Genomic DNA, 23,584 nt, shown 5'->3' on the forward strand with positions numbered 1-23,584 from the left:
GGCTTATCATCTATCTAATAGCTCATTGTTTTAGGTGAAAGTTCCCATGCGTCTGGAAGTCTTTTGTGAAGACCGTCTTGGTCTGACCCGCGAATTACTCGATTTGCTGGTGCTTCGTAGCATTGATTTACGCGGTATTGAGATTGACCCCATCGGGCGAATTTACCTTAATTTTGCTGAACTGGAGTTCACCAACTTCAGCAGCCTGATGGCGGAGATCCGCCGCATTTCCGGCGTGACCGATGTCCGTACTGTGCCGTGGATGCCGTCTGAACGCGAGCATCTGGCGCTGAGCGCACTGCTCGAAGCGTTGCCGGAACCCGTCCTCTCTCTGGATATGAAAAGTAAAATAGAGATGGCGAACCCCGCGAGCTGTCAGCTTTTCGCACAAAATCAGGAGCGTATGCGCAATCACACTGCCGCGCAGTTGATCAACGGCTTCAACTTCCAGCGTTGGCTGGAGAGCAACCCGCAGGTCTCTCACAACGAGCATGTGGTGATCAATGGGCAGAACTTCCTGATGGAGATTACCCCGGTTCATTTGCAAGGGGAAAATGACGAGTACATGCTCACGGGCGCTGTCGTTATGTTACGTTCTACCATCCGAATGGGGCGTCAGTTGCAGAATTTGACGACTCAGGATTTGAGCGCGTTTAGCCAGATTATCGCCGTCAGCGCGAAAATGAAGCATGTCGTAGAGCAGGCTCGCAAGCTGGCTACGCTGAGCGCGCCACTGCTGATTACCGGCGATACCGGAACCGGTAAAGATCTCTTCGCCCATGCCTGTCACCTGGCAAGCCCGCGTGCGGCAAAACCGTATCTGGCATTGAACTGCGCCTCCATTCCTGAAGATGCAGTTGAAAGCGAACTGTTTGGTCATGCGCCGGAAGGTAAAAAAGGCTTCTTTGAACAGGCTAACGGGGGTTCGGTGCTGCTGGATGAGATTGGTGAGATGTCGCCACGCATGCAGACCAAATTGCTGCGTTTTCTTAACGACGGCACTTTCCGTCGCGTTGGCGAGGATCATGAGGTTCACGTTGATGTCCGGGTGATCTGCGCCACGCAGAAGAATCTGGTGGAACTGGTGCAAAAAGGGCTGTTCCGCGAGGATCTCTACTACCGTCTGAATGTGCTGACGCTCAATCTGCCGCCGCTGCGTGATTGCCCGCAGGATATCATGCCGCTCACTGAACTTTTCGTGGCGCGTTTTGCCGATGAGCAGGGTGTGCCGCGTCCAAAACTCTCTGCCGATCTCAGCACCGTATTAACCCGTTATGGCTGGCCGGGCAACGTGCGCCAGCTTAAAAACGCCATCTACCGGGCGCTGACGCAGCTTGAAGGGTACGAATTACGTCCGCAGGATATCTTGCTGCCGGATTACGACGCCACGACCGTTGCCGTTGGTGAAGATGCGATGGAAGGCTCGCTGGATGATATCACCAGTCGTTTTGAACGTTCCGTGTTGACGCAGCTTTATCGCAATTATCCGAGCACGCGCAAACTGGCGAAACGCCTGGGCGTCTCACATACCGCGATTGCCAATAAGTTACGTGAATACGGTTTGAATCAGAAGAAAAGCGAAGAGTAATTAATGAATAGAAGAACACCCGACAGTTATTGCTGTTGGGTGTTTTTTTATATCAGAATAAATAAATTTGCATCATAATTCTTAAGTTTTTACGATTTTTTCCTATTTTTTAAAACGCCATTTCATGTGCGATGTTTTTTTTGTGATCTTAATTCAATTTTGCTACATATCTTGCGAATAATGTAACCCTCTCAAAACAGGAGGGTGTATGAATAAAAGTGATAGTGCTGAAAAGAACAGGCGTAAAATTTATATTACGCTCAGTCTCTTTATCCTGGTCTACTTCTTCTCATGGAAAGCGACACTTGATACTTATTCTTTTTGGCTATCAGAAAAGATAGGCCTTGATGGTGTTGCGATTGGTATTGTTTTTGCCGTAAACGGCTTTTGTGCGGTACTAATCAAACCTGTATATGGGTTTCTTATCGATCGGCTAGGGTTAAGGAAAGATCTGTTATTCTTTATCTCGCTTATTTCGATAACCGTTTTCCCCTTTTTCTTTTATATATACAAACCACTATTGCAGTCTGCGTTGTATGCTGGTATTGCGTTGGGCGGTATATTTTTAAGTATGGGATACTACGCAGGGTGTGCAGCCGCAGAATCATACCTTGATCGCTTCGGCCGTTTGTTTGATCTTGAATTTGGTCAAATCCGCATGTGGGGCGCAATTGGTTCTGTATTCTCTGCCGCAAGTACAGGCTATATTTTTAATATTAACCCAATGATCAATTTTGGGTTAAGTTCCGCAGGTGCGCTGATAATTCTTATTATTGTTTTTACGATGAAGATCGAAGTCAATGAAGAGGTAAAAAATCGCATCATTGCTAAAGATAAAGCGACAATATACGATATTATAGCATTATTTAGCACACGCAATTTCTGGACGTTTGTTTTATATGTTTGTGGTGTTGTGTGGATTATTTTTGTCGCAGAACAACAATATCCACGTTTCTTTATCACATTTTATGCCAGTAAAGAAATCGGGCATCAAATGTTTGGTTATCTTGGTGCTGCCAGTCTGGGAGTAGAGTTTCTGTTCATGATGATTGCACCTGGCATTGTCAACCGTCTGGGGCCAAAAACCGGCTTGCTGATTACAGGCTTTGTTGTGGCCGCTAGATTTATTGGTTCTGGTTTGGTTACAAGTGCAATAACAATTGGAATTATCAAATTGTCGTGGGGGATAGAAATGTCATTCCTGCTGGTTTCAATTTTCAAATATCTGGAAATTAACTTTGATAAAAAAGTAAATGGTTCAATGTATTTATTAGGCTATCAAAGCGTTAACTATATCGGAACAGTTATCTTGTCGCCGTTGAGTGGTTACTTGTATGAGCGATTAGGTTTTTCACATACATATTTTATGATGGGATGTACAGTATTGTTTTTCACTATTATATCCGCATTTCTTCTTCAAAATAACAAACGAACAGAACCAGTCATTGCGGAGAATGCGCATGCTTGAGCGTAATATGCTTAGAGAAAATATCATTGATAAATTATACGACGTGCTGGATAGTGTCGTGAACAGAACGATTAACAAAGAGCAAAGTTTTGGTGTTGTACTGACGCTGGATGATGATCCCTACGCTAGCGGTAAGTTTGCTTTGGCCCTGAGTTTTCTGATTGAGCGTTTCCCGGCACGCGCTGACCAGTGGTCTGGAGTATGGCATGAGCTGGTTAAAGCACCCAGTGAAAACTGGGGGAAATATTACTTCTTGCAGGCGCTGTGGAAACTGCACTGTTTGGGGTTGCTGAATACTATTTTTAGCGATCAGCAATTGCAAAGGCTTACTGAAAAACTTCGCTGGCAAGAACTGGTGGATGAGGAATCGTGGAAATTAAACCCACCTTTTCCAACTAATTATTATGGTGTCGCATTTAGCATCGCCCGATTGCGCTTTTTACTTGGTTGGGAGACGCAATTTGCATCACAAAAAATCCTCCAGCAACTTGTCGAACATTATCGTACCCATTCGCAACATGGATGTGTGGATGAAACTGAGGGAAAAGGGCGCTTTGACCGTTATAGCATATTGCTGATTGCGGAAATTTGCCAACGGCATATTGATACTGGGTTAGAGATATGCGACTGGCTCAAAGACGCATTGCGGCAAGTGTCGACACTGATACTGGCAATGTTGAATGATGAGGGTGTCGGGTTCCTGTGGGGAAGATCAATTGGCGCGTATGGTGATAGTGCATTTAATGAAATTCTGACTATCAGTATGCGACTTGGTTTGTTGGATCGACAAGAATGCGCGGCGGCTAGCAGATTTACGCTTGCCTGTAGCGAACGTTTTTTAAACTTTTGGTATGACTCAAATGAACAGAGTGTGAATCTGTGGTTTTATGGGAGACAAACAGACGCGTATCGGGCTGAGCATAGACTGGTTGGTGAAAATATCAGTTTGTCTTGTCAGCATCTTTGTGTGCAGCGAGCCTGGGCTGATGCCTCCTTTGATGCAACGCCTTTAATGTTACCAGAACAAACGCTTAAATTTACGCCATTTTGCAATGACAAATATACCAGAGGTCTATTCCATTGGTATGACGGCAAGCGGTTATTTGTTTTACCATTAATTAACGGTGATAAACATTATTTTGCCACATCTCCCTATTTCCCGGTTCCCTTTTCTACCGGACTGATTACTGGCGTAGCTCAGGGACATGCGCCGCTTTGGGTGCCTGGATTAGTGGACTCTCGTGGCTGTATACTGCGACCATTAGTGTGGTTTGGTGACTGTGGTTACCAGAAGACGAAGAATGGTTGGGAAATTGAGATTAATTATTCCGCACTTAACGTAGTAATGGAAAATGGGGTTCTGCTATCAGAACCGAAAAAGGATTACTCTTGTCAGTGTCGTACCCGTTATTTTATTGAACCCTCGACTTTGACCAGAGTGGATACATTTTCTTTTTTAAAACATAGCGAGATGTATCTCGAACTACAATGTGCCGTCTTTCCAGAAAAAATGCGTATGATACATTCGGCAGATAGTTTACATATAGATTATGAAAGTAATGGTATTCAATCTCTCGAATTAAATGGATTTGAAGACTATTGTGTGGAAAGAACAGCATTGTGTAGCCCTTATGGCGCATTAGGACAACAGATTACAGGAAGGAGAAATGTTTCTGGTGCTAAAAATGTGACTGTCAGTTGGCAAATACGTTATTGCTAAAAATTAACACCACAATAATATCGTGGATGATAATTATCTATATTAGATTATTAGCCGGAGTGCTTTTTATGTCTATGTCAAAAAAATTCCTGTTCACAGGTGCGGTTATTTTTTTATCTTTTACGCCTTTTGTACATGCAGTTCAGTTTGATGTGCGTGGTGGGTATAATATAGAAAACCACAGTTATGAGTCCCGATTTAAAGTCAGCAATAGCTGGAGCAGTGGTTGGTGGGCCAGTATGGAAACCGATAGCAATAATGGTTCACCTTCATTAGATGATATGACTTCCTCTTATAATGAGATGGAGACTAACTATACCTGGCATATTAATGACCGTTTCGCTCTGGTACCTGGTGGTGTTATTCATTGGAGTAATAGTGGTACGCAGTTACGTCCTTATATTCGACTGAACGGTTATTTGTTTTTCCGCCAGGCCGCGTTCATAAAATTTATGTGGAGCATGATTTACACAATCAATATCATCGTACAACCTTACATTTCAGTAGCGCAATGTTGCTGCCATTTTTTCGTGATTTTCCGCGTCAGCAGATACAATTTCGCCAACTTAGCAGTTATGGTGAAGAGGTGAGGATCTTTGATGTTTCAGAAATACAAAACTTTATTGAAGCGCTATTCTTTCGTTTTGAACAGCTGAGTTCAAAAAATGTACTAACAATTAATGATAGTGCTTTTTTACTTCTGCAACTTATCGGTCTTTTGCCTGAACATGATCAGCAACAGGCTTCGCTTTCGGGGATAAATACATTCTCTGCATCAATTATCCGCTGGATTGAGGATCATTTTAAGGAGAATTGTTCACTGGAGATATTGGCTACGGTATCTGGTTGTTCGGAAGGGCATGCTTCCAGGCGTTTTCGCAAGGAGACCGGAGGAACCATTCAGGAATATGTGGTTATGCGAAGGATTCGCCATGCATGCGAATTGCTGGTGCATACTTCTCTTACGGTCAGAGAGGTGGGTTTAGAATCGGGATTTGCAGAATATGCCTGGTTCATAACCAGCTTCAGACGATTGATGGGAAAAACACCGCTTCAGTACCGCAGATCCTACAGTTTAAGGAGATAATGACAACGGTAACTTGTCCAGCTCATAATTGAGCTGGACAAGAATGAATCATTACGCTTTCAGCACGTCCAGCGCAGCAGCATAGTCAGGTTCGTTGGTGATTTCGTTCACCAGCTGGCTGAAAATGACGTTGTCGTTTTCATCAATGACCACCACGGCACGCGCCGCCAGACCTTTCAGCGGGCCTTCAGTGATTTCAACGCCGTAGTCTTTCAGGAAGTCAGGATTACGCAGAGTGGAAAGGGTAATGACGTTGCTCAGACCTTCCGCGCCGCAGAAACGAGACTGGGCGAACGGCAGATCCGCAGAAACGCACAGTACGACGGTGTTGTCGATTTCTGTCGCCAGTTGGTTAAACTTACGTACCGATGCCGCACAAACGCCGGTATCAATACTTGGGAAAATATTCAGCACCTTGCGCTTGCCTGCAAACTGAGCCAGTGTGACGTCAGACAGATCTTTTGCCACGAGGGTAAAAGCCTGTGCTTTGCTACCAGCTTGAGGAATGGTGTTGGCGACGGCGACTGGATTGCCCTGGAAATGAACGGTTTGTGACATGGTTATCTTCCTGTTTACATATAGTTAACGTCGTGGCTAGTTTATGCCATCAGCAGTTAACACGGCAAACGCTATTTGTGTTTAATCCACCGCCACGCATCTGCAACGAGAAAAACGGCGAGAAAAGGAGAACCAATGAGATCTGTTAAGGTGTATGAGGAGGCCTGGCCGCTGCACACGCCCTTTGTGATTGCCCGGGGAAGTCGTACCGAAGCGCATGTTGTGGTCGTGGAACTGGAGGAAGAGGGCGTAAAAGGCGTAGGGGAATGTACGCCTTATCCACGTTATGGCGAAAGCGATGCCTCGGTGCTGGCGCAGATCATGAGTATCGCGCCGCAACTGGAACAGGGGCTGACCCGCGAAGCACTACAAAAATTGCTGCCCGCCGGTGCGGCCAGAAATGCGGTCGATTGCGCGCTGTGGGATCTGAGCGCTCGCCAGCAGCAGCAAACGCTGGCGGAGTTTGTGGCCGTTGAATTGCCCGCTACGCTGACAACAGCACAGACTGTCGTGATCGGTACGCCTGAACAGATGGCGGCCAGCGCGGCGGCACTGTGGGAAAAAGGGGCGAAACTGCTCAAAATTAAGCTGGACGATCGCCTGATCAGCGAACGAATGGTCGCGATTCGCTCAGTCGTGCCTGATGCGACGCTAATTGTGGATGCAAACGAGTCCTGGCGTACAGAGGGGCTGGCGGCGCGATGCCAGCTGCTGGCGGATTTAGGCGTCGCGATGCTGGAACAACCGTTACCTGCGCAGGATGACGCCGCGCTGGAAAATTTTGTTCATCCGCTCCCTATTTGCGCGGATGAAAGTTGCCATACCCGCAGTAGCCTGAAGGCGTTACAGGGGCGCTACGATATGGTCAATATCAAACTGGATAAAACCGGTGGTCTGACGGAAGCGCTGGCGCTGGCCGCCGAAGCCAGAGAACAGGGTTTTGGGCTGATGCTGGGATGCATGCTGTGTACCTCCAGGGCCATTAGCGCAGCGTTGCCGCTGGCCCCACAGGTGCGTTTTGCTGACCTCGATGGCCCCACCTGGCTGGCGGTGGATGTCGAGCCCGCTTTACGGTTTACGACCGGGCAACTTCATCTTTAGGGTGCCAGCGCAGCAGAGTAGACATCGCCATCAGATACTTTTCGCTGGCCTCATCGGATGAGATCGGCGGGAACTCTGCGGTAATACAGTGCAGATTGAGGTCGGCGCACCAGCTTCCAAACGAACCGGGCGTTTCGTAACCTACGCTGGAGACCAGCGGCAGCTCAAATGCCCGGGCCAGCCATTCGCCTAACTCGCTATGTCTGGGATCTTCAATACAGGCAAGAGGATCGTGAAAGGAGACCACCCAGGCAGGATGCACCCGGTGTATCAGTTGACACAGCGCCTGGGTTTCGGGTTCAGATCCCGGATGTTCGCCGGTAAGCAGCACCACATCGCGCTCCTCGGCGCTGCTGTTCCAGCGATAAACCGTCTCACCCGCTTTCCAGTTCGCCGCCGGAAAATTACGGTTCAAATCGACGCCATTGGCATTGGCGCGCAGACCAAGCTGGCAACCGTCCGGGTTCACCGCCAGCACCACATGATGACGGCGGAGTGAAGGATTCAGCGTACGCAGCGCACACGAGAGCGTCACCACCGACGCGTTCTCATCGCCGTGCGTTCCGGCCAGAATCAGGCCGCTTTCGCGATCGGCCGCCGGAGCCGGAAACCAGATCAACGGCGCTCCCAGCAATGAACGCCCATAATGTTCGGTTCCTGGCGGAAATGCGCCGCGCTCGGCACGAGGACGGGTAACGGTCATAAGTGTCTCTGAATGCTGTTGTTATTACTCGCAGTGTTGTGCAAATTGCCCAGATAATCAAATCGTTTTCACGCGTTGCGCGCGCTATGCAATATCCTCCATCTGGCTTCCTGGAAGCGGATGCGTATATCGGGTTAATATCAACTTTCTGTAGGAAGACGTTTGCATTTCCTTCATGCGAAACAAATAATTACGCAGTCATCTAACTTCATCATTTAAGGGCATCTTATGAAGCACTCTGTTTCAGTTACCTGTTGTGCGCTGTTGATTAGCAGCGTCTCCCTGACACACGCTGCGGATGTTCCCGGCGGAACGGTACTGGCAGAGAAGCAAGAACTGGTCCGCCATATTAAAGATGAACCGGCGTCGTTAGATCCGGCAAAAGCGGTTGGGTTGCCGGAGATTCAGGTCATTCGCGATTTGTTTGAAGGTCTGGTGAATCAGAACGAGAAAGGGGAAATCATTCCTGGCGTCGCTACGCGCTGGAAGACCAATGATAACCGGATCTGGACGTTTACCCTGCGCAATAACGCAAAGTGGTCGGATGGCACTCCGGTGACCGCGCAGGATTTTGTCTACAGCTGGCAACGTCTGGTTGATCCGAAAACCCTGTCACCGTTTGCCTGGTTTGCCGCCCTTGCTGGCATTAATAACGCCCAGGCGATTATTGATGGTAAAGCGTCGCCGGATACGCTTGGGGTTAGCGCCGTGGACGCCCGCACGCTAAAAATACAGCTGGATAAACCGCTGCCGTGGTTTGTTAACCTGACTGCCAACTTTGCTTTTTACCCGGTACAGAAAGCCAATGTAGAAAGCGGTAAAGACTGGACGAAGCCCGGAAACCTGATCGGCAATGGCGCCTATGTGTTGAATGATCGCGTGGTCAACGAAAAACTGGTGGTGGTGCCCAATACCCACTACTGGGACAATGCGAAGACGGTGCTGCAAAAAGTGACTTTCCTGCCGATTAATCAGGAGTCGTCAGCGACTAAACGTTATCTGGCTGGCGATATCGATATCACCGAATCTTTCCCGAAAAATCTGTATCAGAAGTTGCTGAAGGATATACCGGGGCAGGTTTACACACCGCCGCAGTTGGGCACCTATTATTATGCGTTTAACACCCAAAAAGGCCCGACGGCGGATTCCCGCGTTCGTCTGGCGCTGAGCATGACGATTGATCGCCGCATCATGGCGGAAAAAGTGTTAGGAACCGGGGAGAAACCGGCCTGGCGTTTCACCCCGGACGTGACGGCAGGCTTTACTCCCGATCCTTCGCCATTTGAACAAATGAGCCAGGAAGAACTCAATGCTCAGGCGAAAACGTTATTGCTTGCGGCTGGCTATGGCCCGCAGAAACCGCTCAAATTGACGCTGTTATATAACACGTCTGAAAATCATCAGAAAATCGCGATTGCGGTCGCCTCGATGTGGAAAAAGAATCTGGGCGTAGAGGTGAAGCTGCAAAACCAGGAATGGAAAACCTATATCGACAGCCGCAACACCGGTAATTTTGATGTTATCCGCGCCTCCTGGGTGGGGGACTACAATGAACCGTCTACTTTCCTGTCATTGTTAACCTCGACCCATACGGGCAATATCTCGCGCTTCAATAACCCGGCCTACGATAAAATCATGACGCAGGCGACAGTAGAAAATACGGCGAAGGCGCGCAATGCGGACTATAATGCGGCAGAGAAAATCCTGATGGAACAGGCGCCGATTGCGCCGATTTACCAGTATACCAACGGACGTTTGATCAAACCGTGGCTGAAAGGTTATCCCATTAATAACCCGGAAGACGTGGCGTATAGCCGGACAATGTATATTGTGAAGCACGACAAATAATATGCGGCAGTGAGCGAAAAGACGCGGAATACCGCGTCTTTTTTAATTTGCGGATTGCGGTGACGCGGCGTTATCCAGATAAAGCGTCTGGCTTGGGAACGCAAAATCTGCGCCGTTCGCCTGAACAATGTCGATAATCTTCAGGTAAACATCCTGCTGAACCGCAAGCCAGGCTTCCCATTCGGTGGTTTTGCTAAAGCAATAGACCATGATATTCAGCGATGATTCGCCGAATTCATTGAAATAGACCAGCAGTGTCTGGTGCTGATCGATATCAGGGTGGTTTTGCAGCATCGTTCTGACCGCATCAACAATAACGCCTGTTTTACTGGCATCCTGATACCGTAACCCGATCACCGTTTTAATACGTCGGTTGGTCATCCTGCCGGGATTCTCCACGCTAATGGCGGAGAAAATAGAATTCGGCACATATAAAGGGCGGTGGTCGAAGGTGTTAATTTTGGTCATTCGCCAGCCGATTTCAGTCACGGTACCTTCAATATTTCTGTCCGGGGAACGAACCCAGTCGCCAATGCTAAAGGGGCGATCAAAATAGAGCATAATCCCCGAGAAAAAGTTGCTCAGAATGTCCTTGCCCGCCATCCCAACAGCGATGCCGCCAATGCCGCCAAAAGTCAGCAATCCGGACAGACTCATGCCGAAGTGTTCGCCATAGAGTAAAACGATGGCGATAATAATAGTGATCTTTATAATGCGAGACAGGATCTTCGCACTGGTGACGTCTCTGCCTTTACCGATCTGTGATTTTTCAAAGCGGTTGATGAGTAAAAACAGTTTTATTGTCAGAATCAGCGCAATCAGAGATGTGCAGATAAAATCGACGGCATTTGGAGAGATGAATTTCAGATCGTAGTTTTCAATAACATTATTGGCGATACTGCCCAGCGTGCCGATGATAAGGGCATAAACGAAGAACTGCACGGCATGAAATATAAATCCTTTTCTTCTTTTCTCGCCACGACGAAACACAATACTCATCAGAAGTAAGGCGGCGCCACTGCCAAAAATTATTGCCAGATTAAACGCGTTTTTGAAAAAAAATTCTGCAATCATTTTGGTCTGTCACTACCCCGTATGGTTGATATAACGCTAAAAGATTCTGAGGTGCAGATATTTTATCCGCTTCGAATGCGCTGGTCATTGATCAAAAAGAATAAGACGTAGCGCATTTTCAGACAGGGACGCGCGATGTGAATATTATGTCACGACTTGTGTGGCAGACAACGGGGGATTGTCATGGTATTGTTACGCGCAAGTAACAGGGCTTTCATCTGCAAAAGGACGATACCATGATCATGACAAAGCTGAAGACAGCAAAGGGGAAGAAATTTCTGTTGGGCCTGCTGGCGGTGTTTATTATTGCGGCATCAGTGGTTACGCGGGCGACTATCGGCGGCGTGATCGAACAGTATGATATTCCGTTGTCCGAGTGGACAACCTCGATGTATTTCATCCAGTCATCAATGATTTGCGTCTACAGTCTGGTTTTCACTATTCTGCTGGCCATTCCGCTGGGGATCTATTTCCTCGGTGGTGAGGACAAACAGTAACGTGAGTGAGCGGCTTCGCCGGGTAGGCATAAGCGCTACCCGGCACGAAAATAGGCTTAATCGTCTTCTTCGTCGTCCAGTTCGACCGGTGTCTGATACTGATCGGGTTTAATGACGAGCAGATCGCAGCGCAAATGGTCGATAACCTGTTCCGCCGTATTGCCCAGGAAGGCCGCAGATATCCCGGTACGACCAACCGTACCCAGTACAACGATACCCGCCTGTAGATGCTCGGCTAAATCCGGGATAACCTCTTCAGGCAACCCTTTTTCAACATGCGTCACTTTCTCATCAATGCTGAATTTCTGACGTAGCGCCTTCATCGCCAGCAAATGCTGACCGCGAATCGCGTCGTTGTAAACGCTCGGATCAAATTCAGGCAGTTCGATTGCGATATTGATGGGCGTCACGGGGTAGGCGCCAACCAGATGGACTTCGGTATGGTTCACCTGTTCTGCAAGTTGCAGCGTTTCTTTGACCAGCTTTTCATTCAGCGCATTGTGATAAGGTTCTTCGCTCGCCAGGTTCACGGCCACCAGCGCTTTACCGCCTTCAGGCCACGGTTGGTCCTTGACCATCCATACCGGGCTTGGGCATTTACGCAACAAATGCCAGTCAGTCGGCGTAAAGATTACCGCTTCCAGGCGGTCATGCTGGTGCGCCATTTTGAGCACCAGATCGTGATCGTCGCTGATCACTTCCTGGATAATGGCTTCAAAGGGACGGTTGTGCCAGACCACTTTTATCTCAACGGGAACACCTGCTTCGATGTAGTATTTCGCTTGTTCGCGTATCCAGGCTGTTCGCTGGCTGATGACGCCCTGACGCATCGCGGTACGCTCATCAGGCGAGAGCAGGGTGGTCATTTCATAGGAAAAATCATAGATCGGCAAAAAGGCTTTAATTTTGCCACCAATCCGTTGATGCAAATAAACAGCGCGTCGTAATGCGGGTTGATCGTCCTGGTTTGGGTCGATGACCACCAGCATATTTTGATACATAGCCATACAGGGTCTCCTTACAACTGTCACCGCAGTTTGTAATTAAAAGAGTAACCCATATATGTTGAATGAAACAGGGGGGAACCTTCTGCCAGATCAATAAATCAGGAAAATTTGCTGTTCTATAGGGCAGTGTATTGAATGTAAACAATTTCTATCAGTAAAATCAGACTTCCGGGGCATACCTGGGGTAAATAGCGGCTTAGTAGAGTCTGTAATTAAATCTGTTTGATTCATGAATGCCGCCATAGCGGCATTCTTATCGTTAGTGGGAACCAAGACGGATCAGTTCAACGGGTTCGAACTGGCCTTCACAGCCTTCCACTTCGACGGTTTTGTTGCGGCGTAACTGGGCTGGAGTTAACCCGTTAGAATGTATGGCAACGATTTTACCCGTTCTGCCCGTCCCATTAATCATAACCCGACTGCCATTAGTAATAGGATTATGGTTACGATCATAAGTGATCATGGTTATTTCTCCTCTTAATATCTGGGTATCAAAAAATCCGCTTAACAATCCGGGCCGCAGTCCAGAAGCGAACGTAATATAAATACACCTTTGCCATAATCTTTTTTTGTTTTTGATCAAGGTCACACTTTTTCTATACTCACTAAACCGCTGACGACGGGGTTTACGCACGATGCAGGACCCTGGTGCGGCTGACTGTTATTTTTTTCCTGAAGCTGAAAACATAACTACAGTACCTTTAACCGTAGTTTTAACATCCTCGAAGTACTCGGACAGTATTTGCGTTAAGCCCGCCTCTGAATCTCCGGTATTTGAGAAAATGCCTTTCCGGTTGTAAATGCGCATCAGTTTTTGACCGAAAATATTGTGCTTAACGCCATCACCAAGAATGGTAGCGCCGTAAAGAGTGCCATTGTCGGTTAAAGCCTGCGCGGCATTCTGTATTACACATCCTTTTGCAGACATATCTCCAGGCAGGCAGTGAAGAAGGTAAAACATGGAGATGGAGTCAAATTGATTATGCAAGGTTTTTGGGTAAGGCTCGAAAACATCATGGGTAATTTTGCTCTGAATTTTCGTTTCTCCAGCCCTTGTTGATGCTGTGCTCAAGCTTGCTTCGTTCAAATCCATTAGCGATATTAAACGGCTTTCAGGAGCGTGAGTGAGGTAATATCCGGTTCCTACACCAATATCCAGATGTTTTTTCCCTAAATGTCGGAGGAAGTGTGGAAGAAGGTATTCCTTAGTGGGGCACCCCCATGCAAGCCGATTTGATACCCTTAAGACCCACCAGTCATAAAGTTTTAGTGTGAGGGGGGTGTAAACTTTAGATCCGTTATCTGTGTTTCTATTCATTAATTCCACCTGTTTATAGTTTTCGGGGGGAATTAAATCAATAATCATTATAAATGACAAGGGGTTAGAGTTGCCGCAGTTGCGTCGTATGCAAGAACGCAACTGCGGCCAGCTGGCGATCGTTCGATAGTGCGAATATAGAACGGTTGCCAGCCGCTGCGGATTGTACTTTTCCGGCATGATGAATCAATGTGGTTAATCCGAAAACGGCCAGGCGGGGCGTAAACCATGCCAGTGGTGTCCAACTGGAGTAATGGCTACGTATTTGAGATTTCTTTAGCTTATTGACGTGGTGTGATTCCTTCTGTCAAACCAATAAATCAGGAAAATTTAATGATTTAACAGAAGGATAACTGACTTACTTGCGGAAAGATTAAGCAACGTTGCGAGTATGACCAGCAAGCACTGCGAGCGCATCGCTGTTTTCGATGGTGATGTATTTACCTTTCACCGCCAGCATGCCGCTTTTCTGGAAACGACCCAGCAGACGGCTGATCGTTTCGACCGTTAAGCCAAGGTAGTTACCGATATCGCCACGGGTCATCGTCAGGCGGAATTCACGCGGAGAGAAACCGCGCTGGGCAAAACGACGGGACAGATTGTAGATAAAGGCAGCCAGACGTTCTTCCGCATTTTTCTTCGACAGCAACAGGATCATATCCTGATCGCCTTTGATCTCGCCGCTCATCAGACGCATCATCTGTTGACGTAGGTTAGGCATCTTACCGGAGAGATCGTCCAGAGTCTCAAACGGGATTTCACATACCATTGAGGTTTCCAGCGCCTGGGCAAAGCTCGGGTGGTGCCCGCTGCCAATCGCGTCAAAGCCGACCAGGTCGCCTGCTAAATGAAAACCAGTGATTTGCTCGTCGCCCTGCTCGGTAATGGTGTAGCTTTTAATCGTACCGGAGCGGATAGCATAGAGCGATTTCAGTTCATCACCTGCTTTAAACAGCGTTTGCCCTTTCTGAATAGGCTTTTTACGCTCGATGATATTATCAAGCTGATCAAGCTCATGTTCGTTAAGTGTGAACGGGATGCAAAGCTGGCTGATACTGCAATCCTGGCAATGGATAGCACAACCGCCAGACTGAATGCGCCGTATAATTCGCTTTTCCGGGATCATAGGTCTGCTCAAGCCGTAATTGATATTTGTCAATTTTAACATCTTTTTGGTGAGCACGTAAGCCTGAGCTACCCCCAATAGAGGATAATTCAGGCATAAGCAGGAGAAATATTTATATCCCTTTGAAAATCCATGCTTTATAAGTGGTTACTTTGCATCAAAGTGTGACGGGTAAGGCACAAAATGCCTGGTTTCTACAGCAGCAGATACCCTTCATGGCGTAATAACCACTCTTTTCTTTGCACGCCGCCAGCATATCCCGTCATTGTCCCGTTGCGCCCGATTACGCGATGGCAGGGTACAACGATACTGACCGGGTTAGATCCGTTAGCGGCGCCTACGGCGCGAGCGGCTCCCGGACGGCCTAATTTTTCGGCAAGTTGACCATAATGCATAACCTGACCGCAGGGGATGGTGCGCAGCGCCTGCCACACTTCCCGCTGAAAAGGCGTTCCCCCAGTGGCGGTCTCCAGCGTATCAATGATGCTGAGATTTCCCTCAAAATACGCGGTGAGCTTATCGCTCAGGCCACCCGGATTTTTGGCGGCGATGCGCTCGTATCCCTCTGAACGATAATGTATGTCCAGTAGCTGTTCCATACGGTCGCTGTGTTGCTCCCATTCGACGGCGCGCAGGCGGAATTGCTCATCGCAAATCACCCATAACGGCCCCAGCGGGGTCGCGATATTGTCTTCAAGTAATCTCAGCATCCGTTATCTCTCATTGCAGGCGGGATAATTCCCGGACTTATCAGCAGTTCAACAAGATACCATGCGACCAATATCCGCAACCATACCCCTAAAAAGATAAGCGGGCATAATACGTTTAGCGTCATTGTTTGTTGAAAAAGCGAACAAATAAAGATGCTGAAAAAATGAAGCACGGCAGGAGAATAAAAAACAGGGACTGTCGACATCCGCCAGCCCCTAAAATCTACACAGCAGTGCTTCCTTAACCTTTTCCCGACCTGGTTTTCCCTCAGCGGGTAATAAAGTTATAACGGCTATAAAAGAGATATTCCACTTTCAGGGCATAATTGATTTTACAAAAGCCCCGCTGAAATTGTCGGTTAACGCAGGATAAAACGTGGCTTTACCGGGGATGAAATAGTGAGATGCGCATAGCCAGATAATTGAGCCAGTGTCGTTTATTGGAAATAACTGTAAACCGTTGTCGGTATAATAGCGCGCGGTTATGATAGTGCCTGTCTTAACGCGCTGGAGGAGGAATCATGAACCTTGACGACAAAACGCTGTTTCTTGACGCCATGGAGGATGTCCAACCGTTGAAACGTTGCGCTGATGTACACTGGCAGCCCACACGCAATTCACGGGCGCCGCAGCGTATCGATACGCTCCAGCTCGACAATTTTCTTACCACCGGGTTTCTGGATATTCTTCCTTTGGGCGAACCGCTGGAATTTCGCCGGGAAGGGTTGCAGCAGGGCGTGCTCGACAAACTGCGTTCGGGAAAATACAGCCAGCAGGCGAGTCTCAATTTGCTTCGTCAGCCGGTTGAGGAATGTCGCAAGATGCTGTTTAGCTTCATCTGCCAGGCGCGTCAGGATGGTTTACGCAACGTGCTGATCATTCATGGCAAAGGGCGGGAAGATAACGCGCATGCCAATATTGTGCGCAGTTATGTGGCGCGTTGGCTGACGGAATTTGACGACGTTCAGGCTTACTGTACGGCGCTGCCTCATCATGGCGGCAGCGGAGCGTGTTATGTTGCGTTGCGTAAAACGGCGCAGGCAAAGCAGGAAAACTGGGAGCGTCACGCGAAACGCAGCCGTTAAGGGCGTTCACAGGCTACTTACGGGCAGCCTGTGACGTTTATTACGCCGCCAGCACCCGATTTCTGCCGTCGTTTTTGGCTTTGTACAGGGCATCGTCCACCCGCTTAAATAATTCATCAATGCTTTCATTCGATTCGTGCCGTGCGACGCCGATGCTGACGGTAAAACGGGGCAGGCCAGGAATACAGACTTTCGCCACGGCGGCGCGTATTGATTCTGCAAGATTAAGTGCAACTTCCAGCGAGGTTCGCGGCAGCAGCAAGACAAATTCTTCACCGCCCCAGCGAAAGACCAGGTCGCCTTTACGTGCGCGGGCTTCCAGCGTTCGCGCCAGAGCGCACAGCACTTCATCGCCTTTCAAATGACCGTACAAATCGTTAATGCTTTTGAAGCGATCGGTATCGATTAGCAGCAGGCTGTAATCCATTGTCATCGACAGATGGGGCGTATGGTTTTGCTCAGTAAGAAGATAAAATTGCCTGCGGTTCAGTAAGCCAGTCAGCGCATCATGCAGGGCAGCGCGTTCCAGCTCCTGCTCCAGCCGTTTTTGCTCGGTAATGTCATGAATGATGCATAACATGAGCTTATCGCCGTATATCTCAAGGGGGCCCGCATAGGTTTGTACGTGCCGGGTGGTGCCGTCAGAGAGTTTATGGACGAAGTTTAAGGGCTTATGACCGCCGGGCAGACGGGCAATCTCATGCATAACGGGTAAGATCTGGCGACCTAATACGTTGATTTCCCATGTATGCTTCTGGCACATCGCTTCATGGCTGTAGCCATAGAAATTGAGTGCGGCCAGATTGGCATCGACGATCAGACCGTCCCGCGAAGGGTCTATCAACAGCATCGGCGCGGAGTTCGTCAGGAAAAAACGGGCGTAAAACCCTTGTTTTTTACGCTGATAGTTTGCCGAACGACTGGCCTTGAGACCTTGCGCCGTAGGTGTCTCTATGCCTTCAAAAATAATAACGTCTCCCTGCGTCGACAGGGTTTTAACCGAGAGGCGGCAGGTTAAGGCGATTTCTTTACCATCACGACAGACCGTCAGAATTTCAACAATATCGTGATGGTGGTGTAAATCAGCAACGTACATGCGCAGTTCATTTTGCGCATAAGTTGAAAATATCCCCTTTCTGAGACGGCTGAAAGTCTGTTCCTGTGTCAGTTCGCGTGCGGCGGTATTAGCGAAAACTAACTCTTCTGTGTGTGGTAAAACAATCCAGACAGGAAAACTTAATAAATCCAGAGCATTGAGTTCGTGAGCAATCATCGATAATCCCGTTATCTTCACATGCTGTGTTGCCGGTTTATTGGTGAATGGCTTTTTTATTAACAGCTTACAGTGATATGGAGCGTTTTTTCACAAATCGGGAGACAACAATAGACGTGCAGATAAATCTAGCAGGGAACCAGGACAAATCCACGAATGATAAGTTTTTTTTCAATGGTCGATATAAGTGTGAACGAGTAAAAAGGAAGAAAGGTTGATGGCGACTTATATAAACATTACTCAGGCTAATCATTCTGAAAGAGGTTAACCCTTTCCCGTACGACATATTAAAGCTGATGATGCAACGCAAGGTTATCGATCTACAGACTAAAATTCATAAATTTCGATTAAGTAAATTATCATCCGTTGAACACCCCATATTGTCTCGCACAACACATTTGCGCCGGTGATGCCGGCGCCTTTCCTGCCATACCTTACTTTTCTGAATCATTTCAGCGCAATGGGATAATGAGGTATTGCTTAACATACGCCGAAGGCTAGACTAACGAAAAAGCGTTGAATGAATGTGGAGGCGTTGTGGAAGCCATCAAGGGATCGGAAGTCAATGTGCCGGATGCCGTTTTTGCCTGGCTACTGGATGGTCGCGGCGGCATTAAGCCGCTTGAAAATGACGATATTATCGACAGCCAGCATCCCTGCTGGTTGCATCTCAATTACACCCACCCTGACAGCGCGCAGTGGCTGGCGTCGACGCCTTTGTTACCGAATTCTGTACGTGATGCGCTGGCTGGCGAGAGTTCGCGCCCACGCGTCAGTCGGATGGGGGATGGCACGCTGATCACCTTACGCTGCATCAACGGCAGTACCGATGAACGTCCTGATCAGCTAGTGGCGATGCGTGTATATATGGATGAACGTTTTATCGTCTCAACGCGACAGCGAAAAGTTCTGGCGCTTGATGAGGTGGTTAGCGACTTGCAGGAAGGGACGGGCCCGTCCGATTGCGGCGGCTGGCTGGTCGACGTGTGTGACGCCCTGACGGATCACGCCAGCGAATTTATCGAGCAATTACACGATAAAATTATCGACCTGGAAGACAATCTGCTCGATCAGCAGATCCCGCCGCGTGGATTCCTGGCGTTACTGCGTAAGCAACTGATTGTGATGCGTCGATACATGGCGCCTCAGCGTGATGTTTATGCGCGACTGGCAAGCGAGCGTCTGGCCTGGATGAATGATGATCAGCGGCGTCGAATGCAGGATATCGCGGATCGTCTGGGAAGGGGGCTGGATGAGATCGACGCGTGTATTGCGCGCACGGGCGTGATGGCCGATGAAATCGCGCAAGTTATGCAGGAGTCCTTAGCGCGCAGAACCTATACGATGTCGCTGATGGCGATGGTCTTTCTGCCCAGTACATTTTTAACCGGCTTGTTCGGCGTGAATCTTGGGGGAATTCCGGGCGGCGCATGGCATTTTGGATTTTCTATGTTCTGTATTCTGTTAGTTGTCCTGATTGGTGGTGTTACCTTATGGTTGCATCGTAGTAAATGGTTGTAACAACAACGCTTTTCATCGTCCTTTGAGCAGAAAAACGCCGCATAATTTGAGCGAAGTCAATAAACAATCTACCCATTCGGGGCAATATCTCTCTCGCAGGTGAATGCAACGTCAAGCGATGGGCGTTGCGCTCCATATTGTCTTACTTCCTTTTTTGAATTACTGCATAGCACAATTGATTCGTACGACGCCGACTTAGATTAGTCGGCTTTTTTTTGCCTGCGGGATATCAGCGTCTACCCTAAAAGAGTCAATCTGTATGACCGGAGGGTAATATGACCAGCCTGTTCACGTTGTTGCAAATGCAAACGCGCCAGTCGGATTCTGTACCAACCGATCCGGTGCCGATTCCCGATCCTATCCCGCGCCCACAACCTATGCCAGATCCGCCGCCGGATGAAGAACCGATTAAATTGTCGCATCAAGAGCGGAGATCTGCGAGGATACGCGCCTGCTGACTGTGTGTCTTTTACCGCGAGATTAAATTGTGACCGCTTTTTCTACTCTGAATGTCCTGCCTGCCGCCCAACTCGAGAATCTTAACGAGTTGGGTTATCTTGAGATGACGCCTGTCCAGGCCGCTGCGTTACCGGCGATCCTGGCCGGAAAAGATGTGCGCGTGCAGGCAAAAACCGGCAGCGGAAAAACGGCTGCATTTGGTCTCGGGCTTTTACAGCATATTGATGCCAGTCTGTTCCAGACCCAGTCGCTGGTGCTTTGTCCTACGCGCGAACTGGCCGATCAGGTGGCAGGGGAGCTGCGTCGTCTGGCGCGTTTTCTGCCTAATACCAAAATCCTGACGTTGTGCGGCGGGCAACCTTTCGGCGCGCAGCGAGACTCTCTCCAGCATGCGCCGCATATTATTGTCGCGACGCCGGGTCGCCTGCTTGACCATCTGCAAAAAGGCACCGTTTCTCTGGATGCCCTGCAAACGCTGGTGATGGATGAAGCCGACAGGATGCTGGATATGGGCTTTAGCGACGCCATTGACGAGGTGATTCGCTTTGCGCCGTCACGCCGTCAGACTCTGCTGTTTTCCGCCACTTGGCCTGAGGCCATCGCGGCGATCAGCGGTCGGGTTCAGCAAAATCCACTGACGATTGAAATTGATTCGGTGGATGCGCTGCCATCTATCGAGCAGCAGTTTTTTGAAACATCTTCGCAGGGGAAAATCCCGCTGCTGCAAAAGCTGCTGAGCCAGCATCAGCCTGCGTCATGCGTTGTTTTCTGTAATACCAAAAAAGATTGTCAGGCGGTTTGTGATGCGCTCAATTCTGTCGGGCAGAGCGCATTATCGCTGCATGGCGACCTTGAGCAGCGCGAACGTGACCAGACGCTGGTTCGTTTTGCAAACGGCAGCGCGCGCGTACTGGTAGCGACGGACGTCGCCGCGCGTGGGCTGGATATCAAGTCGCTGGAGCTGGTCGTAAACTTCGAGCTGGCGTGGGACCCGGAAGTTCACGTACACCGTATTGGTCGTACCGCCCGTGCAGGCAACAGCGGTCTGGCGATCAGTTTTTGCGCGCCGGAAGAGGCGCAGCGCGCCAATATCCTGTCTGAAATGTTGCAGCTTAAACTGAACTGGCTGACGCCGCCGGGCAACGTTCCGGTTGCACCGCTGGAAGCTGAAATGGCGACGCTGTGTATTGATGGCGGTAAAAAGGCAAAAATGCGCCCGGGCGACGTGCTGGGAGCATTAACGGGAGATATTGGTCTGGATAGCGCTGATATTGGCAAAATTACCGTACATCCGGCCCATGTCTATGTGGCGGTTCGTCAGCCAGTGGCGCAGAAAGCCTGGAAGCAATTGCAGAACGGAAAGATAAAAGGGAAGAGCTGTCGGGTTCGTTTATTGAAATAAATGCCCGTTCCGGCCTACAGGTGCTTATGCGCATCGTAGGCCGGATAAGACGTTTACGTCGCCATCCGGCTGAGTCAGAAATTACTTCACTTCCACGACGTTCAGACGCAGTTCATCCAGTTGGTTATCGTCTTCCTCTGGCTGCCAGCCTGCGGGTTGCAGAGGGATCTCTTCGCGGTCAAAGGCTAAATCACCACCGTCTACCACATCGGAATCATGATTAATGCCTTTGAAATCAAAAAGATTAATATCGCTCAGATGAGAAGGCACCACGTTCTGCATCGCGCTGAACATGGTTTCAATACGCCCTGGATAACGCTTATCCCAGTCGCGCAGCATGTCGGCGATGACCTGGCGTTGCAGGTTTGGCTGCGACCCGCACAGGTTGCACGGAATGATCGGGAACGCTTTGGCTTCTGAAAAACGCTCAATATCTTTCTCGCGGCAGTAGGCCAGCGGGCGGATAACGATGTGTTTGCCGTCATCGCTCATCAGCTTCGGCGGCATCCCTTTCATTTTCCCGCCGTAGAACATGTTCAGGAATAACGTTTGCAGGATATCGTCGCGGTGGTGGCCTAACGCAATTTTGGTTGCACCCAGTTCTGTTGCGGTGCGGTAGAGAATACCGCGGCGTAGTCGGGAGCACAGAGAGCAGGTCGTTTTGCCTTCAGGAATTTTCTCTTTAACGATCCCATAGGTGTTTTCTTCAACGATCTTATACTCTACGCCCAGGTTCTCAAGATATTCCGGCAGAATGTGTTCGGGAAAACCCGGTTGCTTCTGGTCAAGGTTAACGGCGACCAGTGAAAAGTTGACGGGTGCGCTTTGCTGCAAATTACGCAGAATTTCCAGCATGGTATAGCTGTCTTTCCCGCCGGAAAGGCACACCATGATGCGATCGCCTTCTTCGATCATATTGAAGTCAGCAATCGCTTCGCCCACGTTACGACGCAGACGTTTTTGTAATTTGTTCAGGTTGTACTGTTCTTTCTTGCTAATATCTTGATTTTGCGACATTTAATGGAGGCTCAATTCATTGTGTGGCATCAGAAAAGTATGCATCACGCCGGAAAGACCGGCAAAAGAAATCTGATATAAAAACTGTGGCGTGTATGGTACGGATTGGCGAGAAGAATGTCAGCACATTTATACCCGTTATACCTCAGGTTGCAGGTAAGCGCGTGCAGGGTTGAAAAGTGGATATGAAAGCCCGCAACGGCGTGCGGGCTGATGCGTTTAGCGAACCACCAGGACGGAACATTCGGCATGGCGTACGACCGCTGCGGCGTTGGAGCCCAGCAGATACGTGGTGATGTCCGGGCGGTGAGAAGCAATAATCACCATGTCTGCCGGTAATTTTTTAGCCATTTCCAGAATTTTATCTTTCGGAGAACCTTCCGCGATATGAATCTGTACTCTGTCGGCAGGAATACTGAACTTCTTGATAATCTCTTCCAGTTGAGATTTTGCTTCGGCTTTCAGATCGTCCATAGCCGGTAACTCTGCTGAGTAGGCCAGGCCTAAAGAGGCGTAATAGGGCAGTGACGGAATAACGGTCAGGAAATGGACCTCTGCGTCATCTATTTTTGCCTCGGCTTCAACATGGGTGATAACGCGTTGAGTTAATTCTGAATCTGAAATATCGATGGGCACAAGAATCGTTCTGCTCATAAAACCTCCTGTTTAAGTATCCGATTAAAGTTTAACCCTTAATGGCACTTTATGTACAATGACAGGAGTCACATTTTAGCGTGAGTTTGGTTTCTGCTCTGGAAATTTCCCTTTGATCACGCCGTCATAAAAGCGGCCTTTAGAAACCACGACAAGAAAATCACGAAAAATACGCGACGGGACGCCGAGATATTGCAGAGTACCGGTTCGATGAAAACGAATTTCCAGCGTGCTGGAGGTTTCGTCATAGCCGACGGATGCAATACGGGATGATTTAACGGGATGATGGTTCATTGCCGGCGTCCTCTACAGCAGATCTTTATGCAATATATCATCTATCAATGGAGAGTTTTAGCGCAACAAATATA

24 protein-coding genes are annotated in these 23,584 nt (G+C 48.8%); 12 read left to right on the plus strand and 12 right to left on the minus strand.

Going from position 1 to position 23,584, the window contains the following annotated elements:
* Positions 1-46: 46 nt before the first annotated feature.
* From tyrR to OGX84_RS14675, 5 genes are all read left to right on the plus strand, one after another.
* Positions 47-1,588: a transcriptional regulator TyrR gene (gene tyrR, locus OGX84_RS14655; RefSeq protein WP_071258372.1), complete on the plus strand. Its 1,542-nt coding sequence runs from the start codon at positions 47-49 to the stop codon at positions 1,586-1,588.
* A 208-nt stretch (positions 1,589-1,796) separates the two neighbouring features.
* Positions 1,797-3,056, plus strand: coding sequence for an oligosaccharide MFS transporter (locus OGX84_RS14660; RefSeq protein WP_200030184.1), 1,260 nt, complete (start codon positions 1,797-1,799; stop codon positions 3,054-3,056).
* Positions 3,049-4,776, plus strand: coding sequence for a hypothetical protein (locus tag OGX84_RS14665; RefSeq protein WP_200030185.1), 1,728 nt, complete (start codon positions 3,049-3,051; stop codon positions 4,774-4,776). The genes OGX84_RS14660 and OGX84_RS14665 overlap by 8 nt, the downstream gene beginning before the upstream one ends.
* A gap of 68 nt (positions 4,777-4,844) precedes the next feature.
* Positions 4,845-5,366 (plus strand): oligogalacturonate-specific porin KdgM family protein, encoded by a 522-nt coding sequence (locus OGX84_RS14670; protein ID WP_286458113.1) that lies wholly within the window; start codon positions 4,845-4,847, stop codon positions 5,364-5,366.
* Positions 5,288-5,863 carry a helix-turn-helix domain-containing protein gene (locus OGX84_RS14675; RefSeq protein ID WP_286458115.1) on the plus strand — a complete coding sequence of 192 codons (576 nt, stop codon included), beginning with the start codon at positions 5,288-5,290 and terminating at the stop codon, positions 5,861-5,863. Before OGX84_RS14670 ends, OGX84_RS14675 begins: the two co-directional genes overlap by 79 nt.
* Positions 5,864-5,914: 51 nt before the next feature.
* Here OGX84_RS14675 and tpx read toward each other — a convergent pair whose 3' ends face one another.
* Positions 5,915-6,421: a thiol peroxidase gene (tpx, locus tag OGX84_RS14680; RefSeq protein ID WP_012132276.1), complete on the minus strand. Its 507-nt coding sequence runs from the start codon at positions 6,419-6,421 to the stop codon at positions 5,915-5,917.
* A gap of 135 nt (positions 6,422-6,556) precedes the next feature.
* Between tpx and ycjG the strand changes: the two genes are divergently transcribed.
* Entirely contained in the window at positions 6,557-7,522 is a 966-nt protein-coding gene (ycjG, locus tag OGX84_RS14685) for an L-Ala-D/L-Glu epimerase (protein WP_012132278.1), read from the plus strand.
* On the opposite strand, the gene mpaA is transcribed toward ycjG, so the two are convergent.
* Positions 7,497-8,225 (minus strand): murein tripeptide amidase MpaA, encoded by a 729-nt coding sequence (gene mpaA, locus OGX84_RS14690; RefSeq protein ID WP_012132279.1) that lies wholly within the window; start codon positions 8,223-8,225, stop codon positions 7,497-7,499. The two genes, ycjG and mpaA, sit on opposite strands and share 26 nt — an antisense overlap.
* A gap of 228 nt (positions 8,226-8,453) precedes the next feature.
* Between mpaA and OGX84_RS14695 the strand changes: the two genes are divergently transcribed.
* Positions 8,454-10,073 carry a peptide ABC transporter substrate-binding protein gene (locus OGX84_RS14695; RefSeq protein WP_012132280.1) on the plus strand — a complete coding sequence of 540 codons (1,620 nt, stop codon included), beginning with the start codon at positions 8,454-8,456 and terminating at the stop codon, positions 10,071-10,073.
* Positions 10,074-10,115: 42 nt separating this feature from the next.
* On the opposite strand, the gene OGX84_RS14700 is transcribed toward OGX84_RS14695, so the two are convergent.
* On the minus strand, positions 10,116-11,147 hold the full coding sequence (locus tag OGX84_RS14700) for a mechanosensitive ion channel family protein (protein ID WP_012132281.1): 1,032 nt from the start codon (positions 11,145-11,147) through the stop codon (positions 10,116-10,118).
* Between the two features lie 236 nt (positions 11,148-11,383).
* Here OGX84_RS14700 and OGX84_RS14705 point away from each other — a divergent pair, with 236 nt between their 5' ends.
* A complete protein-coding gene (locus OGX84_RS14705; protein WP_012132282.1) occupies positions 11,384-11,644 on the plus strand; it encodes a DUF2534 family protein in 261 nt (86 codons plus the stop codon).
* A gap of 56 nt (positions 11,645-11,700) precedes the next feature.
* Here the strand turns inward: OGX84_RS14705 and uspE are convergent, their stop codons facing one another.
* The 5 genes from uspE to ogt all read right to left on the minus strand — a co-directional run bounded on the left by uspE (position 11,701) and on the right by ogt (position 15,805).
* The gene (gene uspE, locus OGX84_RS14710; RefSeq protein ID WP_012132283.1) at positions 11,701-12,651 is read right to left on the minus strand and encodes a universal stress protein UspE; all 951 of its coding nucleotides are present in this window, start codon (positions 12,649-12,651) and stop codon (positions 11,701-11,703) included.
* 259 nt (positions 12,652-12,910) lie between these two features.
* Complete coding sequence (gene ydfZ / locus OGX84_RS14715; RefSeq protein WP_024130312.1) at positions 12,911-13,114, minus strand: putative selenium delivery protein YdfZ; 204 nt, start codon at positions 13,112-13,114, stop codon at positions 12,911-12,913.
* Between the two features lie 198 nt (positions 13,115-13,312).
* Positions 13,313-14,017 carry a class I SAM-dependent methyltransferase gene (locus tag OGX84_RS14720; RefSeq protein WP_225622033.1) on the minus strand — a complete coding sequence of 235 codons (705 nt, stop codon included), beginning with the start codon at positions 14,015-14,017 and terminating at the stop codon, positions 13,313-13,315.
* A gap of 325 nt (positions 14,018-14,342) precedes the next feature.
* Positions 14,343-15,095: a fumarate/nitrate reduction transcriptional regulator Fnr gene (gene fnr / locus OGX84_RS14725; protein ID WP_003020397.1), complete on the minus strand. Its 753-nt coding sequence runs from the start codon at positions 15,093-15,095 to the stop codon at positions 14,343-14,345.
* 194 nt (positions 15,096-15,289) lie between these two features.
* Positions 15,290-15,805, minus strand: a complete 516-nt coding sequence (ogt, locus tag OGX84_RS14730) for a methylated-DNA--[protein]-cysteine S-methyltransferase (RefSeq protein ID WP_012132287.1) — start codon at positions 15,803-15,805, stop codon at positions 15,290-15,292.
* A 521-nt stretch (positions 15,806-16,326) separates the two neighbouring features.
* Between ogt and smrA the strand changes: the two genes are divergently transcribed.
* Positions 16,327-16,890, plus strand: coding sequence for a DNA endonuclease SmrA (smrA, locus tag OGX84_RS14735; protein WP_012132289.1), 564 nt, complete (start codon positions 16,327-16,329; stop codon positions 16,888-16,890).
* 40 nt (positions 16,891-16,930) lie between these two features.
* Here the strand turns inward: smrA and OGX84_RS14740 are convergent, their stop codons facing one another.
* Entirely contained in the window at positions 16,931-18,163 is a 1,233-nt protein-coding gene (locus tag OGX84_RS14740) for a sensor domain-containing diguanylate cyclase (protein ID WP_012132290.1), read from the minus strand.
* 537 nt (positions 18,164-18,700) lie between these two features.
* Between OGX84_RS14740 and zntB the strand changes: the two genes are divergently transcribed.
* The 3 genes from zntB to dbpA all read left to right on the plus strand — a co-directional run bounded on the left by zntB (position 18,701) and on the right by dbpA (position 21,545).
* Entirely contained in the window at positions 18,701-19,684 is a 984-nt protein-coding gene (gene zntB / locus OGX84_RS14745) for a zinc transporter ZntB (protein ID WP_049011948.1), read from the plus strand.
* A gap of 275 nt (positions 19,685-19,959) precedes the next feature.
* Positions 19,960-20,142 (plus strand): proline-rich small protein YnaL, encoded by a 183-nt coding sequence (gene ynaL, locus OGX84_RS14750; protein WP_072025335.1) that lies wholly within the window; start codon positions 19,960-19,962, stop codon positions 20,140-20,142.
* 29 nt (positions 20,143-20,171) lie between these two features.
* Positions 20,172-21,545, plus strand: coding sequence for an ATP-dependent RNA helicase DbpA (gene dbpA, locus OGX84_RS14755; RefSeq protein ID WP_286458116.1), 1,374 nt, complete (start codon positions 20,172-20,174; stop codon positions 21,543-21,545).
* A gap of 81 nt (positions 21,546-21,626) precedes the next feature.
* Here the strand turns inward: dbpA and ttcA are convergent, their stop codons facing one another.
* From ttcA to OGX84_RS14770, 3 genes are all read right to left on the minus strand, one after another.
* The gene (ttcA, locus tag OGX84_RS14760; RefSeq protein ID WP_012132294.1) at positions 21,627-22,562 is read right to left on the minus strand and encodes a tRNA 2-thiocytidine(32) synthetase TtcA; all 936 of its coding nucleotides are present in this window, start codon (positions 22,560-22,562) and stop codon (positions 21,627-21,629) included.
* A 219-nt stretch (positions 22,563-22,781) separates the two neighbouring features.
* Complete coding sequence (gene uspF / locus OGX84_RS14765; protein WP_012132296.1) at positions 22,782-23,216, minus strand: universal stress protein UspF; 435 nt, start codon at positions 23,214-23,216, stop codon at positions 22,782-22,784.
* A gap of 75 nt (positions 23,217-23,291) precedes the next feature.
* The gene (locus tag OGX84_RS14770; protein WP_012132297.1) at positions 23,292-23,510 is read right to left on the minus strand and encodes a KTSC domain-containing protein; all 219 of its coding nucleotides are present in this window, start codon (positions 23,508-23,510) and stop codon (positions 23,292-23,294) included.
* Positions 23,511-23,584 lie beyond the last annotated feature (74 nt).

This window comes from Citrobacter sp. CK202 (genome assembly GCF_030333225.1).
In the GTDB taxonomy this organism is placed as follows: domain Bacteria; phylum Pseudomonadota; class Gammaproteobacteria; order Enterobacterales; family Enterobacteriaceae; genus Citrobacter_B; species Citrobacter_B koseri.